Source organism: Caballeronia sp. INML3B, assembly GCF_023631305.1.
GTDB lineage: Bacteria > Pseudomonadota > Gammaproteobacteria > Burkholderiales > Burkholderiaceae > Caballeronia > Caballeronia turbans.
Genome location: NZ_JALQDI010000059.1, coordinates 20,071 through 36,541, shown reverse-complemented (window position 1 = coordinate 36,541; position 16,471 = coordinate 20,071). Strand labels below are relative to the sequence as shown.

General features: G+C 64.9%; 12 protein-coding genes and 1 pseudogene. 2 read left to right on the top strand and 11 right to left on the bottom strand.

What is annotated here, in order from left to right; all coding sequences use genetic code 11:
* Positions 1-25 precede the first annotated feature (25 nt).
* The 4 genes and pseudogenes from NCS58_RS25955 to NCS58_RS25940 all read right to left on the bottom strand — a co-directional run.
* A pseudogene (locus tag NCS58_RS25955) lies at positions 26-856 on the bottom strand (ATP-binding cassette domain-containing protein); the annotation flags it as partial.
* Positions 820-1,602, bottom strand: coding sequence for an aliphatic sulfonate ABC transporter permease SsuC (gene ssuC, locus NCS58_RS25950; RefSeq protein ID WP_061116278.1), 783 nt, complete (start codon positions 1,600-1,602; stop codon positions 820-822). The pseudogene NCS58_RS25955 and the gene ssuC, both read right to left, overlap by 37 nt.
* Entirely contained in the window at positions 1,599-2,747 is a 1,149-nt protein-coding gene (ssuD, locus tag NCS58_RS25945) for an FMNH2-dependent alkanesulfonate monooxygenase (RefSeq protein WP_061116277.1), read from the bottom strand. Before ssuD ends, ssuC begins: the two co-directional genes overlap by 4 nt.
* Before the next feature lie 156 nt (positions 2,748-2,903).
* Positions 2,904-3,890, bottom strand: coding sequence for a sulfonate ABC transporter substrate-binding protein (locus tag NCS58_RS25940; RefSeq protein WP_086960749.1), 987 nt, complete (start codon positions 3,888-3,890; stop codon positions 2,904-2,906).
* Positions 3,891-4,103: 213 nt separating this feature from the next.
* Between NCS58_RS25940 and NCS58_RS25935 the strand changes: the two genes are divergently transcribed.
* Positions 4,104-4,931, top strand: a complete 828-nt coding sequence (locus tag NCS58_RS25935; RefSeq protein WP_061116276.1) for a MetQ/NlpA family lipoprotein — start codon at positions 4,104-4,106, stop codon at positions 4,929-4,931.
* Between the two features lie 145 nt (positions 4,932-5,076).
* Here the strand turns inward: NCS58_RS25935 and NCS58_RS25930 are convergent, their stop codons facing one another.
* The 6 genes from NCS58_RS25930 to NCS58_RS25905 all read right to left on the bottom strand — a co-directional run bounded on the left by NCS58_RS25930 (position 5,077) and on the right by NCS58_RS25905 (position 11,325).
* Positions 5,077-5,271, bottom strand: a complete 195-nt coding sequence (locus NCS58_RS25930) for a hypothetical protein (protein ID WP_035505105.1) — start codon at positions 5,269-5,271, stop codon at positions 5,077-5,079.
* Between the two features lie 345 nt (positions 5,272-5,616).
* Complete coding sequence (locus NCS58_RS25925; protein WP_061116275.1) at positions 5,617-7,170, bottom strand: DHA2 family efflux MFS transporter permease subunit; 1,554 nt, start codon at positions 7,168-7,170, stop codon at positions 5,617-5,619.
* Between the two features lie 58 nt (positions 7,171-7,228).
* Complete coding sequence (locus NCS58_RS25920; protein ID WP_061116274.1) at positions 7,229-8,422, bottom strand: HlyD family efflux transporter periplasmic adaptor subunit; 1,194 nt, start codon at positions 8,420-8,422, stop codon at positions 7,229-7,231.
* A gap of 28 nt (positions 8,423-8,450) precedes the next feature.
* A complete protein-coding gene (locus tag NCS58_RS25915; RefSeq protein WP_061116273.1) occupies positions 8,451-9,920 on the bottom strand; it encodes an efflux transporter outer membrane subunit in 1,470 nt (489 codons plus the stop codon).
* Between the two features lie 56 nt (positions 9,921-9,976).
* A complete protein-coding gene (locus NCS58_RS25910) occupies positions 9,977-10,414 on the bottom strand; it encodes a MarR family winged helix-turn-helix transcriptional regulator (protein ID WP_061116272.1) in 438 nt (145 codons plus the stop codon).
* A gap of 98 nt (positions 10,415-10,512) precedes the next feature.
* The gene (locus NCS58_RS25905; RefSeq protein ID WP_250490618.1) at positions 10,513-11,325 is read right to left on the bottom strand and encodes an alpha/beta hydrolase; all 813 of its coding nucleotides are present in this window, start codon (positions 11,323-11,325) and stop codon (positions 10,513-10,515) included.
* Positions 11,326-11,748: 423 nt separating this feature from the next.
* On the opposite strand from NCS58_RS25905, the gene NCS58_RS25900 reads away from it, so the two are divergent.
* Positions 11,749-14,886 (top strand): acetoacetate--CoA ligase, encoded by a 3,138-nt coding sequence (locus tag NCS58_RS25900; protein WP_250477798.1) that lies wholly within the window; start codon positions 11,749-11,751, stop codon positions 14,884-14,886.
* A gap of 59 nt (positions 14,887-14,945) precedes the next feature.
* Here the strand turns inward: NCS58_RS25900 and murJ are convergent, their stop codons facing one another.
* A complete protein-coding gene (gene murJ / locus NCS58_RS25895) occupies positions 14,946-16,316 on the bottom strand; it encodes a murein biosynthesis integral membrane protein MurJ (RefSeq protein ID WP_250477797.1) in 1,371 nt (456 codons plus the stop codon).
* Positions 16,317-16,471: the final 155 nt, after the last annotated feature.

The window sequence follows — 16,471 nt, the reverse complement described above, 5'->3', positions numbered from 1 at the left end:
GCGCAAAGCGCGCACCGCACGGTCAGCTACGTTGAAGCACGCGCGAAAGCACCTGCTCTTCCAGTTCGGCGAAGCCGGGCGCCGTGCGCGTGCGCGGCCTTTGCAACGACACCGCCGTATCGAGCGTGATGCGCCCTGCATCGATCAGCACGATGCGATCGCCGAGCGACACCGCCTCCTGCACATCGTGCGTCACGAGCAACGCGGTGAACTTGTGCTCGCGCCACAGGCGCTCGATCAGCCCCTGCATCTCGATGCGCGTCAACGCATCGAGCGCGCCGAGCGGCTCATCGAGCAGAAGCAGATCAGGCCGATGCACGAGCGCCCGCGCGAGCGCCACACGCTGACGCTGCCCGCCCGACAGTCGCGACGGCCAGTCCTTCTCTCGCTCGGCGAGACCCACTTCGGCGAGCGTCGCGCGGGCGTCATCGCGCTTGCTGCGCGGCAATCCGATCATCACGTTGTCGAGCACGCTCTTCCACGGCAAGAGGCGCGCATCCTGAAACATGATGCGCACTTGCAGTTCGCGCGCCGCCGCCGGTGCATGGCGCTGCACGACGCCGGCCGTCGCCCGATCGAGACCGGCGACGAGCCGCAGCAAGGTCGACTTGCCGCAGCCGCTGCGCCCGACGATCGACACAAAGCTGCCGCGCTCGATCGAGAAATCCAGTTGATCCAGCACGCGGCGCTCGCCGAAGCGCTTCTCCACGCCACGCAGCGAGACGGCGAGGTCGCGCCCCGCGAATGGCGCGCGTGCGTGCGGCGTTTGCGTGTCGACGCGCCTGAACGCAGGCGCCAGTGTGTCGATGTCGATGAGATTCATGATTGCGCCTTCGTTTGATAGGCCGGATGCCAGCGCAGCGTCGCGCGTTCGATCGCACGCGCGGCCATGTCGGCGACCTTGCCGAGCAGCGCATAGAGCAGAATGCCGACCACGACGATATCGGTTTGCAGGAACTCGCGGGCGTTCATCGTCATGTAGCCGATGCCCGATTGCGCGGAAATCGTCTCGGCGACGATCAGCATCACCCACATGAGGCCGAATGCGAAGCGCACGCCGACGAGAATCGACGGCAATGCGCCCGGCAGGATCACATGCCGATACAGCGCGAAGCCGGACAACCCGTAGCTCTTCGCCATCTCGATCAGATCGCGATCGACCGAGCGGATGCCGTGATACGTGTTGACGTAGACCGGAAAAAACACGCCCAGCGCGACCAGCACGAGCTTGGCTTCCTCGCCGATGCCGAACCACAGGATCAGGAGCGGAATCATCGCGAGCGCGGGGATGTTGCGGATCATCTGCACGGTCGAGTCGAGCGCGACCTCGGCGGGCTTGAAGAGACCGGTCGCCAGACCGAGCACGAAGCCGATGCCGCCGCCCATCGCGAAGCCCGCGAGCGCGCGGCCCGCGCTGACCTTGACATTGGCCCACAGGTCGCCCGATTCGATCAGAGACCACGCCGCCTTCACCACCGCGAGCGGCTCGGGCAGCACGCGCGATGACAGCCCGCCCGTGCGCGCGGCGCTTTCCCATGCGATCAGGATCAGCACCGGCACGAGCCACGGCAGCGCGCGGCGAGCGATGGAATTCAGCGTCATGATGCCGATACCTTCGGCAGCTCCGACGTGCCGATGACTTCACCGAACGGCCCCGAAAGCGGCCCGCTCGCCTGTTCGCGCTGCCGACCGGGCAGCAGCGGAAACACCAGTTCGGCGAAGCGATACGACTCTTCCAGATGCGGATAGCCCGACAGGATGAAGGTGTCGATGCCGAGTTCCGCGTATTGCTTCATGAGGCCGGCGACCTGCTCCGGATTGCCGACGAGCGCTGTGCCCGCGCCGCCGCGCACGAGCCCGACGCCCGCCCACAGATGCGGATACACCTCGAGCTTGTCGCGGTTGCCGCCGTGCAACGCGGCCATGCGGCGCTGGCCTTCCGAATCCATCTTCGCGAACTGCGCCTGCGCGCGGCGAACGGTTTCATCGTCGAGCTTGCTGATGAGCTTGTCAGCGTCCGCCCATGCTTCCTGCTCCGTCTCGCGCACGATCACATGCAGGCGAATGCCGAACTTGATCGTGCGGCCTTCGTCGGCGGCGCGGCGGCGAATGTCGGCCAGCTTCTTTTCGACGTCCTCGGGCGGCTCGCCCCATGTCAGATACGTGTCGATGTGCTTCGCCGCGATCTCATGCGCCGCCGCCGACGAACCGCCGAACCACAGCGGCGGGTGCTGCTTCTGCACCGGCGGATAGAGCACCTTGCCGCCTTGCGATTGCAGGTGCTTGCCGTCGAAATCGAAGCTGCCGTTGTCGTGCGACTGTTCGAGCAGGCCGCGCCAGATGGTGAGGAATTCGTCGGTGATTTCGTAGCGCGTGTCGTGATCGTGGAAGACGCCGTCGCCGGCGAGCTCGTTCGGATCGCCGCCCGTCACGACGTTGATGAGCAGACGCCCGTTCGAAAGCCGGTCGAATGTCGATGCCATGCGCGCCGACAATCCCGGCGAGCTCAGGCCCGGACGGATCGCGACGAGAAACTTGAGGCGCCTCGTCGCGGGAATGAGGCTCGACGCGACCACCCATGCGTCCTCGCAGGAACGGCCCGTGGGCAGGAGCACGCCTTCATAGCCGAGCGTATCGGCGGCTACCGCGATCTGGCGGAAGTAATCGTAATTCGCAGCGCGCGCGCCTTGCGACGTGCCGAGATAGCGACTGTCACCGTGAGTGGGAATGAACCAGAAAACATTCATCGCGGAATCTGCCTCGTCTGTTCGTCGTATGTTGAAAGAGTGCTTGCCGCGCGCGATGGCAGCGGCGCTCCGACGAGTCTAACGACGCACCGCGCGCAGCCGAACCAACGTTTCGCGTGAAGGATATGCGCGATCGTGCTAACGCCGGAACCGCGATCAGGCGACGTTCCAGCGCGCCTCGGTCACGTCGAGCTTCTTCGGGATCAGCTTGAGCCCGGTGAAGGTATCGGCGATCTGCTGCTGATAAGCGAGCGTGGCCGGCTCGATCGCCTGCACGCCGTATGACGTGCGCCTGAGCGCGGTTTCGATGATCTCCGTATCGAGCCCGACGAGCGGAGACAGTTGCGCGGCCACGGCCGGCACGTTGTCACGCGCCCAGCGATCGACCTGATCCAGTTCTTCGAGCACCGCATGCACGAGTTGCGGCTGCGCCGTGGCGATCTTGCGCGTCGCGAGGTAGTACTGCACGTTGCGCACGAGCCCACTCGCGTCGGTGAGCTGACGGGCGCTGGCCTGCTTCTCGGCGGCGGCGAGATACGGATCCCAGATCGCCCATGCGTCGATGCTGCCCTGCACGAACGCGGCGCGCGCATCGGCGGGGGCGAGATAGACCGGCTGGATGTCGGACCACGTCAGGTTCGATTTTCTGAGCGCCTCGACGAGCAGATAATGAACGTTCGATCCCTTGTTGAGCGCGACTTTCTTGCCGCGCAATTCCGCCACCGACTGGAGTTTCGAATCCTTCGGCACGACGATGGCCTCGGCGTGCGGCGCGGGCGGCTCGTGCCCGATATAGACGAAGTCGACGCCTGCCGCCTGCGCGAAGATCGGCGGCGTTTCACCCACCGTGCCGATATCCACCGCGCCCGCGTTGAGCCCTTCGAGCAGTTGCGGCCCGGCGGGAAATTCGAGCCATTGCACGTTGACGCCCTGCGCGGCGAGACGCTTGTCGAGCGAGCCGCGCGCCTTGAGCACCACGAAGTTGCCGTACTTCTGGTAGCCGATGCGTAAGGTCTTCGGCGCATCGGCGGCCTGCGCGATGCGCCCGGCGAGTCCGCCCGACAGCCCCGCACCGAGCGCGGCGAGCGTGAAAAGCGTGCGGCGACGCGCGGGAATGAAGGGCGTGTTCTTTCGGTCGGACATGCGTTGTTCCTCGTTCAAAAAAGCATCTTTATCGATGCCCACGCCGACGATGTTAACAACGCGCGCCTGTGCGGCTAAATGAGAAATCGTGCTATCGATAGTGCTCGCCGCGAACCTCCTTCGTCACGCATATCGATAGTGCCCGATATTATTTGTCGTGCACGCGCGGCGCCTCTAGCATCACGCTTCCCTCCATCAGCATGCGTGTGCATCATGAAGATCAAGCATTCATTTAAAGCCACTCTGTTCTCGATCCTGCTCGCGTGCGGCGTCGTGAGCGCGCAACCGTCGCTCGCGGCGAATCAGACCGTGCGCGTCGGCATCATGTCCGGCGAAGACGAGGATGTGTGGCGCGCCGTGGCCGCCAATGCCGCAAAGCACGGCATCACGGTGAAGGTCACGACCTTCGCCGACTACACGCAGCCGAACGAAGCGCTCGCGCAGCACGACCTCGACGCCAACTCGTTCCAGCACAAGCCTTATCTCGATGCGCAGATCCAGGCCCGTCATTACGACATAGTGCCCGTGGGCTACACCTATGTGCAGCCGATCGGCCTGTATTCGCGCAAATGGAAATCAGTCGATGCGCTGCCGCAGAACGCGGCCATCGGCGTGCCGAACGACCCGAGCAACGAAGGGCGCGCGCTCCTGCTGTTGCAGGCCAACGGCGTGATCAAGCTGCGGGACAATGTCGGCCTGCTGCCGACCGCGCGCGATATCGCGAGCAACCCGAAGCACGTGCAGATCAAGGAACTGGATGCGGGCATCGTCGGCCGCGCGATCGGTGATCTCGACGCGGCCGTCGTCAACACCGACTGGGCGATCAAGGCCGGCATCAAGATTCCGCAGGAACGCATCGCGCAGGAAAAGGTGCCGAACAATCCGTATCGCAACTTCATCGCGGTGAATGCGAAGGATGCGCAGGCGCCGTGGGTCAAGGCCCTGGTCGAGAGCTATCAGCAGGCCAATGTCGCCTCGTCGATTCTGAGCGTGTATCACGGTGCGACGCTGCCCGCGTGGGAGGGCGCACCGCAGCGTTGACTCGCTCCCATGGATGCCGCCGCGACGCACGAGCGACGCTCACGGCGGCGTGGGACAGGGAATGACGCCGGCTGCTTGCCGGCCCGCAGCGCATTCGCGCGGGGGAGCGTCGATCAGGCCTATGACGCGGGCCCCACGCGACACTTCAATGAAGACGCCGCACCGCACGCAGCAGCAGATCGCCGTCTTCGGTAATGCGAGGCAGCCGTGCGCCGCTCACGAGCTGCTCCATCGCGATGAGCTGACGTTCGAGAAGCGTGTCCAGTTCGTGGCGGTCGCCGATCTGGTCGGCGGCATCCTTGACTAGCATGAGCGTTGCGAATTCGTGTGCGCTGAGCATACCTGTCTCCCGATTGTTCGAATAACTAATGTAGGTTTGCGTCGGCTGAAGGCGGGGCGCGCATGATTTCAGCGCGCGCTTCAGGACGTGTAACCCGGGGGTACCTCGGGCCGCGATGGCAGCGGGATTTGATAGTAGGACGGGCGTCTCATCCCCGGCAATTCGGGTCGTCCCGGATATTGAGAGTTGATAGCGGAGAAAATCACGCGACATTTACAGGCGCACGCCGCGTTCGACGCATCGGGCTTTCGCAGTCCACCGTATCGGCGCGTGTCCCCTCGATGATCGAAGCGAGGCTGCTCGCCGAACAGTCTTTCGCGGCGAGCACTGATCCCGCGCCACTGCTCAGTGCCCGCCAGCGCCTGCCGCGCCCGCCCCCGTGCCCTTGGCCGGCTTGGTCAGCCAGATGAGCGGCACGATCGCGATGAAGATCACCGCGGACAGCCAGAAGATGTCGTTGAGGCCGAGCATCGCGGCCTGCGCCGTCAACGAACGCTCGAAGAACGCCAGCGCCTGCGAAGGACTGCCGCCGAGCGTGCTCTGCACCGAAGCGATCGCATCGACGAACAAGGGGTTATGCACGCTCGCCTGCTCGACGAGTTGCGAGTGATGCAGGATGGTCCGGTCATTCCAGCCCGTGCTCGCGAGCGATGTGCCGACCGCGCCCGCGAACACGCGCACGAAGTTCGACAAGCCCGCCGCCGCCGGTATCTTCGCGGGCGGCAGGCCGGACAGGATGATGGCCGTCAGCGGCACGAAGAAGAGCGCGGTCGGAATGCCCTGCAGCAGTGTCGGGACGACGAGCGTGAAGGTGTCCACGCCGGTCGTGTAGTGCGAGCGCATGAAGAACACTGCGGCGAAACCGAGAAACGCGAGCGTGGCGAGCACCCGGGCGTCTGAGCGCGGCATCAGCTTGCCCATCACCGGCGCGAGGATCACGGCGAAGATGCCGAGCGGCGCGGTGACGAGGCCGGCATCGACGGAACGGTAGTTGAGATATTCCTGCATCCATTGCGGCAGCAGCACGAGGTTCGAAAAGAACACCGCATACGCGACGGAAATCGCGACGGTCCCGCCCAGGAAGTTGCGCCCCGCGAACAGCTTGATATCGACCACGGGGTTTCGCTCCGTCAGCTCCCAGATCAGAAAGAACACGAAGCTGATGAGCGCGAAAACGCCCAGCGCAACGATCACCGGCGAATTGAACCAGTCGAGGTCTTTGCCCTTGTCGAGCATGATCTGCAGCGACGCGACCCACGCGATCAGCGAGATCAGCCCGACCTTGTCGATCGGCACGCGCTTCACCGGCGTTTCGCGCTCGCGATAGATCGCCCATGTCACGCCCGCCGCGAACAGCCCGACCGGAATGTTGATGTAGAAGATCCACGACCACGAATAGCTGTCGGTGATCCAGCCCCCGAGCGCCGGGCCTGCGATCGGGCCCACGGTCGCGGTCATCGCCCAGAGTGCGAGCGCGGTCGAGCTTTTCTCCTTCGGATAGGAGCCGAGCAGAATGGCCTGCGACAACGGAATCAGCGGGCCGGCCACCGCGCCTTGCAGAACGCGCGCCGCGAGCAGTACGGGCAGATTCGGCGCCATGCCGCACAACCAGGACGACACGACGAACAGCAGGATCGCCCAGACGAACAACTTGATCTGGCCGACGCGCTGCGTGAGCCAGCCCGTCAGCGGAATCGAAATGGCGTTGGCGGCGGCGAACAGCGTGATGACCCACGTGCCCTCGTCGACCGAGACGCCGAGATTGCCCGCGATCGTCGGAATCGCGACATTGGCGATCGACGAGTCGAGCACGTTCATGAAGGTCGCGAGCGCGACGGCAAGTGTCGCGAGGACGAGCTTGCCGCCTTGCAGCGGCGCGGGTTGCGTGGTCGGGTTCATGGCATTACCTGATTCGTTAATGACTGACCTGTCAGATATTTCGACGAAAAAATGCGCGTCAATGAGCCGTCACGTTCCCGGCGATGATCCGTTCGATTTCCGCGTTCGCCTCGGCGCCGTAGTGGCTGAAGACATCGGTCCGATACGAAGTCGTCGATGCCGCGCCGAGCTGCGTGCCGGACTGATCGCGCGTCTCCACTTCCGTCTGCATCGACAAGCCGATGCGCAGCGGATGCGCGTCCAGTTCGCGCTGATCGAGCCGGATGCGCACCGGCAGACGCTGCACTACTTTGATCCAGTTGCCGGTCGCATTCTGCGCGGGCAGCACCGCGAAGGCCGCGCCCGTGCCCGCCGAAAAACCTTCGACATGGCCGTGGTACTTCACCTTCGAGCCGTACGCATCGGCGGTCAGCGTGACCGGCTGGCCGATACGCATATGCGCGAGCTGCACCTCCTTGAAGTTGGCATCGACCCAGACGCCGTCGAGCGGGACGATTGCCATGAGCGGCGTGCCGGGCGCGACGCGCTGGCCGACCTGCACCGAGCGGCGCGCGACGTACCCCGTCACCGGCGCGGGCAGCGTGTTGCGCGCGTTGTCGAGCCACGCGTCGCGCACCTTCGCCGCGGCGGCCTGCACGTTCGGATGGCGTTCGATCGACGTGCGGTCGGTCAGCGCGTGATTCGCCTCGGATTGCTGACGCACGGCGTCGAGCGCGGCCTGCGCGGCGCTCACGGCATCGCGCGCATGAGCGATGTCTTCGACGGAGACCGCGCCGGTGTCGGCGACCGCCATGCGGCGCTTCAGGTCCGCCTGCGCGCGCGTCAGATCGGACTGGCGCTGCGCGACCGTCGCCGCGTAATACGCGTTGTTGACGTACAGGCTGCTCACTTGCCGTACCGTTTGCGCGAGATTCGCTTCGGCATTGGCGAGCGCGGCTTTCGCGTCGGCGGCGTCGAGCGTGACGACGGGCGCGCCCTGATGGACGATCTGCGTGTCGTCGGCGTTCACGGCAATCACCGTGCCGCTCAGTTGAGGCGTCAGTTGCACGAGATTGCCGCTGACATACGCATCGTCGGTCGATTCGAAGAAGCGGCCCGTCGTGTAGTAATAGCCGCCCCAGCCCGCGCCGCCGATCACGATGGCCGCCGCGAGCAGCGAGAGCAGCAGCTTGCGCTTGCTGCGGGGGCGAGTCGTCGTGTCGGATGGCGATTGATTCGCGTCCGTGCGTTCGGTGGTGGTGATGTCGCTCATGTCGGTGCTCCGGTTCCCTGTTTGTCGATCAGCGCGCGGCGAGCGCATCGGCTGATGTATCCGTATAGCCGCCGCCCAGTGCGGCCGCGAGCGCGATCTGCTGATCGCGCCGGTCCATCTTCAGATTCGCGACCGCGCGGTCGGCCGCGAGTGCGTTGGTCTGCGCGTTCAGCACCGTCAACTGATTCGCGAGGCCCGCGCGATATTGCGTGAGCGCCAGTTGTTGCGCGCCGTGCGCGGCGTCTTGGGCGACGTTTGCATCGACGAGTTGCGCATCCGTCGAGCGGATCTGCGAGAGGTTCGTGGCGACCTCGCTCAGTGCGGTGACGAGCGTCTGGTCATAGGTCGCGACGGCATAGTCGAATTCGGCGTAGCGATCCTTGAGTTGTGCTCGCAGCGCGCCGCCGTCGAAGATCGGCAGATGGATCGCCGGGCCCGCCGACATCGTCCGGCTCGCTGCCGTCAGCAGCCGGCCGAAACCGAAGGCGTCGAGTCCGAGCGATGCGCTCAGATTGATGTCGGGATAGAACTCCGCCTTCGCCTCCTTGATGTCGTGCGTCATTGCGCCGACACGCCAGCGCGCCGCGACGATATCCGGCCGGCGGCTCACGAGGTCGGCGGGCAGATTGCCGGGCAGACGCACTTCATCGCCGATGCCGAGCTGCGGACGCGCGAGCGACAAGCCACGGTCCGGACCCTTGCCTAGCAGCGCCGCGATCTGATAGCGCGTCACGACGATGCGGCCATCGAGCGCGGACAGCGCCGAACGGCTCGATGCGAGGTCGGCCTCCGCGGTCTTGCGTTCGACTTCGGTATCGAGCCCGTTGGCGATGCGGCCCGCGGTGATACGCATGATCTTTTCGCGCTCGTCGACTTCGTTCTGCGCGATGTCGTGCAACGCATAGAGCCGCGCGAGCTGGTTGTACGTGCGCGCGATGGACGTGTCGAGCGCGAGCCGCACCGCCTCCGAATCGGCCCGGCTCGCCTGCTCTTGCGACACGGCGGATTTGAGCGCCGCGCGGTTCTTGCCCCACAGATCGAGATCGTAGGAAGCGGACAGGAGCCCCTTGTTCTCCGACTGCCACGAACCGGCGTACGGCGGCGGCACGAGCGCGTTCTCGGAATAGCGTTGGCGCGTGTAGGAGTAGGACGCATCGACGCGCGGCAGCGTGCCCGCCTTCGCGGTTTCGCTATACGCCGACGCCGCCGCGATGCGGGCGCGCGCCTGTTCGAGCGTCGGACTGCCGGCGAGTGCTTCGTCGAGCAGCGCGCGCAGTTGCGCATCGCCGAACTGATCGGCCCAGTCGGACGCCGGCCAGCGGCCCTCGCCGGCGGGCAGGCTCTGCTGCGTCGCGTAGTCTTGCGGCTGCGCCAATGCCTTGTCGCTATGGATGCCGGAATAGTTCGCGCACGCCGCGAGCACAGCGGCGAACATCAGCGTGACGCCGGTTCTCGCGACCCGCAAACCGAACGTACGGCGATTTAGTTGCTTTTTCATTTTCTGACTCGTCAGATAAATGGAGAAAAAATGCGCGGACGCCTTGCGCCGCGCGCTCAGTCTTCGAGAAACTTGTTCAGCAGCCGGCGGAATTCCTGAAACTCGCTTTTGGTGAACTTCCTGAGACGCCTGTTCACCACGACCGGCGCGATATGCGGCAATTCCTCCGCGATTTTCTCGCCGGCCCGCGTCAGCGTGAGATTCACGACGCGGCGATCTTCCAGACTGCGCGTGCGTTGCAGCAGGCCTCTGTCTTCGAGCTTGTCGAGCATGCGCGTCATGAGGCCCGTGTCGATGCCGAGCAGTTTCGACAGTTCGAACGGCGTCTGCGTCTCGCCGCCGCGCATGGACATGAGAATGCCCATTTGCTGCGCGGTGATGCCGAGATCTTTCAGGGCGGCGTCGAGTTCCGCGGCCAGAAGGTTGCGCGCCTTGTTGACGGCGAAACCGACGCTCTGGGTGAGGGTGAAGTTTTCGGGCGTGTAATGGTCCATGCCTGTTCTCCGGTGCGGCGAACCGCCATGGCACGTAACTTTACTGCAAAGTCAGATTTTGTCAAAGTTTATTTCTGTGCTCGGAGACCGCCATGTGCTCAGTGTGCGTCGATGAACGCGGTGACATCGGCGAGAACGGGCGAGTCCTTGCGCCGCTTCGCCGAGAATGACTTGATGATCGTATCGTGGCCGTATCCCGCATATTTTTTCAGGACGACGGCGTCGTGATGCGCGCGCAACGCGTCGGCGAAACGATCGCTGTTGCGCGGATCGACATCGGTATCCGCCGTGCCCGCGGCGAGCAGCATCGGCGGTTTGTCGCCCGAAAGGAACGCGATGGGCAGCGCGCTCTGGCGCAATGCCGCCGGAAAGATCTCGTCCATGTGAGGGTCGCTCGTCGGGATGGCGGCGTATGGGCCTGCGAGTCCGATCATTCCCGAAAGCGACGTGTTCGCCATGCCCTGCGCGGCCAGATAGCGCGGATCGGTTGCGAGCATCGCGGCCATGTGCGCGCCCGAGGAATGACCCATCAGGAAGATGCGCCGGGGATCGCCGCCGAATTCGGCCGCGTGATCGCGCGCCCAGCGCACGGCCGCGGCGGCGTCATCGAGAAAGCCCGGAAAAACGACGTCCGGATAAATGCGGTAATCCGGCGCTACCGTCACGATGCCATGCTCGGCGAGCGCCTCCCCAATGTCGCGCGAATCCGAACGATGCCCGCTTTGCCAGCCGCCGCCGTAGAAATACACGACCACGGGAAGGTTCGCGCGCGCGCGCGATTCGGGTGCATAGACGTCGAGCCGCTCGCGTTGCGCCTTGCCATAGGCGATGCCATCCGCCCGCTCGCCATCGCGCTCGAACGCGCGACTCGCGACCACGCCACCCACGCATGCTGCCAGTGCCAGGGTCATGAATTTTCTTCGTGCCGGGAAATACATGTTGCCGTCGAACCTCTTCTTTCAGACAGTCATTAGACGATGTGAAACATGCAAGCGTCCGTGCGCAAGACATCGTTCAGAGCGCACTGCCGATCGACCGCTCGAAAGGTTATTGCAAGCATATAGTTCGTTCTCCAATCTGTTGCACAACAGCCGCGTCAATCCTACCGATTTCCGACAGACGCCTTCAGCCAGCCCACGTCTTTTGTTCCTCTGCGCACATTACGGCGCGATTCGGCTCGATACGCTTCATCGTCGATGACACGCGTCCGCCCGGAATCGGACCTCGACGAATCAGAGCGCCCAGAGGCGCCGCGCATAACTCGAAGAGTCAAGAAAAAACAGAAGGCAAGCCGAAGGGACCCGGTATTGCCATAACCGCTGAGGGAGCATTTCATGGATCGTTCGGAATCGCCCAACGAGGCGAGAACACGTCTGCCGATTTTCGACCACGACCCCGTTCGCACCGCACAGTCACAGATGACCGCGTTCACCGCGGCGCTGCAGGCACACACGGGTCAGCCTTTCACGCGCTACAGCGAATTGCACGACTTCTCGGTCAGGAACTTTCGCGTTTTCTGGAAGTGCTTCATGCAATGGACGCATGGACTGCAGTGGTCGGGCGAAGCGGAGCCCGTGTGCGTCGGCGATCTATGCGAGCACGCAAGCTTTTTTCCAAACGTCAAGCTGAACTATGCCGAGAACCTGCTCGGGTTTTCCATCGCACCCGCCGATGCGCCCGCGCTCACCGCCTGCCATGCCGACGGACGCCGCGTGCATCTCACGCGCGGCGAGTTGCGCGCGCGCGTGGCTCGCCTCGCCGACGCGCTTACCCAACTGGGCTTGCGCGAAGGCGACCGCGTCGCGGGCGTGATGCGCAATGACGCCGATGCGATCGTCACCGCGCTTGCCGTGACCGCGATCGGCGCGACGCTGTCGACCGCCGCGACCGAAATGGGCATCGAAACGCTGCTCGACCGCTTCACGCAACTCGAACCGCGCTTCCTGTTCGCGCATACCGCCGCACAGTCTTTCGACACCGGCACGCCGCTCGCGCACAAGCTGTCGATCCTCGCCGACGCGCTGCCAACGCTTGCGGGCGTCGTCTGCCTCGACGGCGATCCGTCGGCCGTGCGCGCCGCGCCGCCCGTCAAATCGCTCGAGGCGCTGCTCGCCGCCGGCGATCCGCGCCGCGTCGAATGGAAGCGCTTCGGCTTCAATCATCCGCTCTTCGTCATGTTCTCCTCGGGCACGACCGGCAAGCCCAAGTGCATCGTGCATGGCACGGGCGGCAGTCTGATCGAGCATCTGAAGGAGCACCGGCTGCACTGCGATCTGAAGCCGGGCGATCGCATGTTCTTCCACACCAGTTGCGCGTGGATGATGTGGAACTGGCAGTTGTCGGCCCTCGCATCGGGCGTCGAAATCGTGACCTACGACGGGCCGATCGCATCGGTCGATACGTTGTGGCGGCTCGTCGCCGAAGAACGCGTCGACGTGTTCGGCACGAGCCCCGCGTACCTGAAGATGTGCGAGGACGCCGGACTCGTGCCATCGCGCGAATTCGACCTGAGCGCCCTGCGCGCGATGATGTCGACCGGCGCGATCCTCTTCGACGCCCAGTTCGAATGGGTGCGCGACAACGTGAAGCCGCTGCGGCTTCAATCCATTTCAGGCGGCACCGATATCCTCGGCTGCTTCGTGCTCGGCAATCCGAACCTGCCCGTGTACGCGGGCGAAGCGCAGTGCAAGAGCCTCGCATTCGACGTTCAGGCGTGGCGCGACGGAGCGCGCACGCAAGGAACCGGGGAACTGGTGTGCGCGAATCCGTTCCCGTCGCGCCCGCTCGGGTTCCTGAACGACCCGGACGGCGAGCGGTTCCACAAGGCGTATTTCAGCGCGAATCCCGGCGTATGGACACACGGCGACCAGATCGAGCTTCCGCCGGAAGGCACCGCGCGTATGCATGGGCGCAGCGATGGCGTGCTCGTCGTGCGCGGCATCAATGTCGGACCGGGCGAGATCTACGGCGTGCTGAACGATATTCCGGAGATACGCGAGGGCATCGTCGTTCAACAACGCATGCGCGATGCCGCCAACGCCGATGGACCGGGCAATCCCGTCGGCGAGCGTCTCGTGCTGCTCGTCACGCTGAAGCCGGGCGCGCGGCTCAGCGGGCCGCTGATCGCGCGGATTCGCCGCGATCTCGTGCGCCGCACGTCCGCGGCGCACGTGCCGGATGTGATCGCGGCCGTCGACGACCTGCCGGTCACGCATAGCGGCAAGCTCACTGAAGCGGCGGTGCGCAACGCGGTCAACGGACTCGACGTGACCAACGCCGCCGCGCTGCGCAATCCCGCCTCGCTCGATGCAATCCGCGCGCACCCCGCCTTGCAACCCCGCCCGGCCGAATCGCCGCAGTCCTACGCCACGCGCGAAGAACTGGAACGGCTGCTGCAGACGAAATGGGAGCAGTTGTTCGCCTTCGCACCGATCGGCCGCGACGACAATTTCTTCGAGCTCGGCGGGCATTCGCTGCTGGCGGCGCGGCTGCTCGCGGAACTGCAGCCGATCATCGGACGCCCGATTCCGCTTGCGACCATGCTGCGTGCGCCGACCATCGCGAAACTCGCCGACGTGATCGATAACGGCGCGCTGCCACAGACATCGGAAGTGCTCGTGCCGATGCGCGAAGGCGACGGCGCGCCGCTCTTCTTCGTGCACAGCGTGACGGGCTCGGTGCTCGAATGCACCCAGCTCATCGGGAGTCTGCGCAAGCAGCGTCCGGTGTACGGTCTGCAGGCGCTCGGACTCGACGGTGAAACGCCGCCGCAACGCCGCGTCGAGGACATGGCGAAAACGTACGTCGAGGAGATTCGCAAGGTACAGCCGAGCGGGCCTTATGCGCTCGCCGGCTTCTCCTTCGGCGGATTGGTCGCGCTCGAAATCGCGCAGCAGTTGTTCGGCGCGGGCGAGCAGACGGAGTTCGTGTGCCTGCTCGACACCTACGTCCAGGAGCGCTGGCTGCCGTGGTTCTCGTTGCTCGAATTCCGGCGCGATTATGCGAGCCGGCTGTGGAAGACGCTCTCGGGCATGCCGCCGAAAGCGCGCGTGACTTTCGCGGCGGGCAAGTTTCGCGCCGCCGTGAACAAGGTATCGATGCGGCTCGGCCGCGTGCCGCAGGCGCAGGCGCAGGCCGCGCCGCTCGCCGATCCGATGCCGCCGGTGTTGCGGCGCATGCGCGATACGTGTCGCACCGCGATGAACAACTATCGGCCGAAGCCGTATGCGGGCGGACGGATCGTCTATGTGCGCGCCGCCTTGCGCGACGAGGACCGGGGCGACCCGCTGCCGCTGTATCGCAAGATTGCACGCGGCGGGCTGACGGTCGCGGAAGTGCCGGGTAATCACGCGGGCGTCATCGAGGAACCGGGCGTCTATGCCGCCGCGGCCGTGCTGGACAGGGACTACAGCGTCGAGGACGAGTCGGAAGTGCAGCGCCGCGGTCACGGCGTCATGGTGCGGGGCGCGTGAGAAGCAGTGGCCGGATCGTCAGCCGCTCGCAGACATGAGCGGCTGACGACCAGCGGCCGTTATGACCTTTGCTCGCCGGTTCCGACGTAAGGCGGCGCGAAGCGGGTCCAGAAGAGATAGCAGGCCAGCACGCTGGCTGCGCCCACGCCGGTACCGAGCGGCACGCCCAGCGGACCGTAAAAGCGAATCAGCACCGCATTGGCGGCCAGCTTGGTCGCGAAGCCAAGCACGGAGATGACGGTGATGGCCTTGTAGCGCGCTTCGCTTGCGAACAACTGGATCAGCACGCACATCCCGAAAGAGAACGGTATCTGCGAAAGCCCGAAGCGAAAGAGGCTCGTGACCGCAATCGTGTCCTCGCTCGTGAATGCGCCCTTCTGGAAGAACAGCTTGATCGCATACGGCGCGAGGAGATAGGCGAGCGCGGCGCCGATCGATCCCACCGCCAGCATCACGAACGACCATTTGATGGCCGTGCTGCGCGCCCGCGCATGATCGCCTCGATGCAGGATTTCCGAAAGAATCGGCAACGTTGCCCGGCTGATGGCGATCGCCCCCATGCTCACGAGCAGCGAGAGCAGGCGGTTAGCGTAGCCGAGCGTCGCGATGGCGCCATCGCCCATATGCGCCATGAAATACTGATCGACGGGAAGCCAAAGGTTCGCGACCACCGAGCCGATCAGCAGCATGCCCATCGAGCGTGTCATGCCCGGCCATTCCTTCGCGCGCAGCGACAGACGCGGACGCGCGGGCACGGCATCGGCGCGTTTCGCGAGAATCCGCAGCCACGCCGCCTGAATCACGATGCCGATCGTCGTCCCCACGATGAGCGGCATGACCGACGTGTTGTCGCGCGCGCTCAGCACGAAGACGAGCAGTGCAATGGCCGGCACGCATTCCAGCAGCGTGTTGATGTGCTTCTCCGATGCCTGGAGCCGCGCCGCCGAGATACAGATCGTGAAGGCCAGCACGCCGACCGGCGTCATGCCGACGACCATTTGACGGCACATCTCGCGCGTCGACTCGGCGAGGCTTCCCGAGAAGAAGCCCACCATGTGAGGCCAGAAAAAGTACAGCAGCAGCGAAAACACGATGCCGATGGCAAGCCCCGCTCCTTCGAGTTCGCCGAGAAGCTGGTTCTGCCGGGCCTTGTCGTTTCTGAGCGCGACGAGCGCGGGAACGAGCAGCACGCTCAACTGGTTCGTGATCGTCGCGGGGAGCCAGGTGACGAGCGTGAGCGCGAGCTGATAGGCGTCGACGGTGCCGCTGATCCCGTACCGATACGCGATCGCCATTTCCTTCGATGCGCCGATGAACTTCCCGGCGAGCACGAATATCAGCAGGACGAAGGCGCTCCTTGCTATGCGCTTGTGGTCCTGATGAACGCCAAGCAGACGCTCTCTTAGCGATTGCACTGTTGCGGTCAGCACACTTCCTCCGGCAATTTGGATCTCGATCCGCGCAGGACCGGCTGGCCGCCTGCGCACCGAGGGAGCGTGCATCAAACGCAACGGTCGGACTGTTCGCCATGCCACCGGCGCGCGATGATGCAGTTTTGCGCGGGCATTTTCGCGCCTCGCCTGGT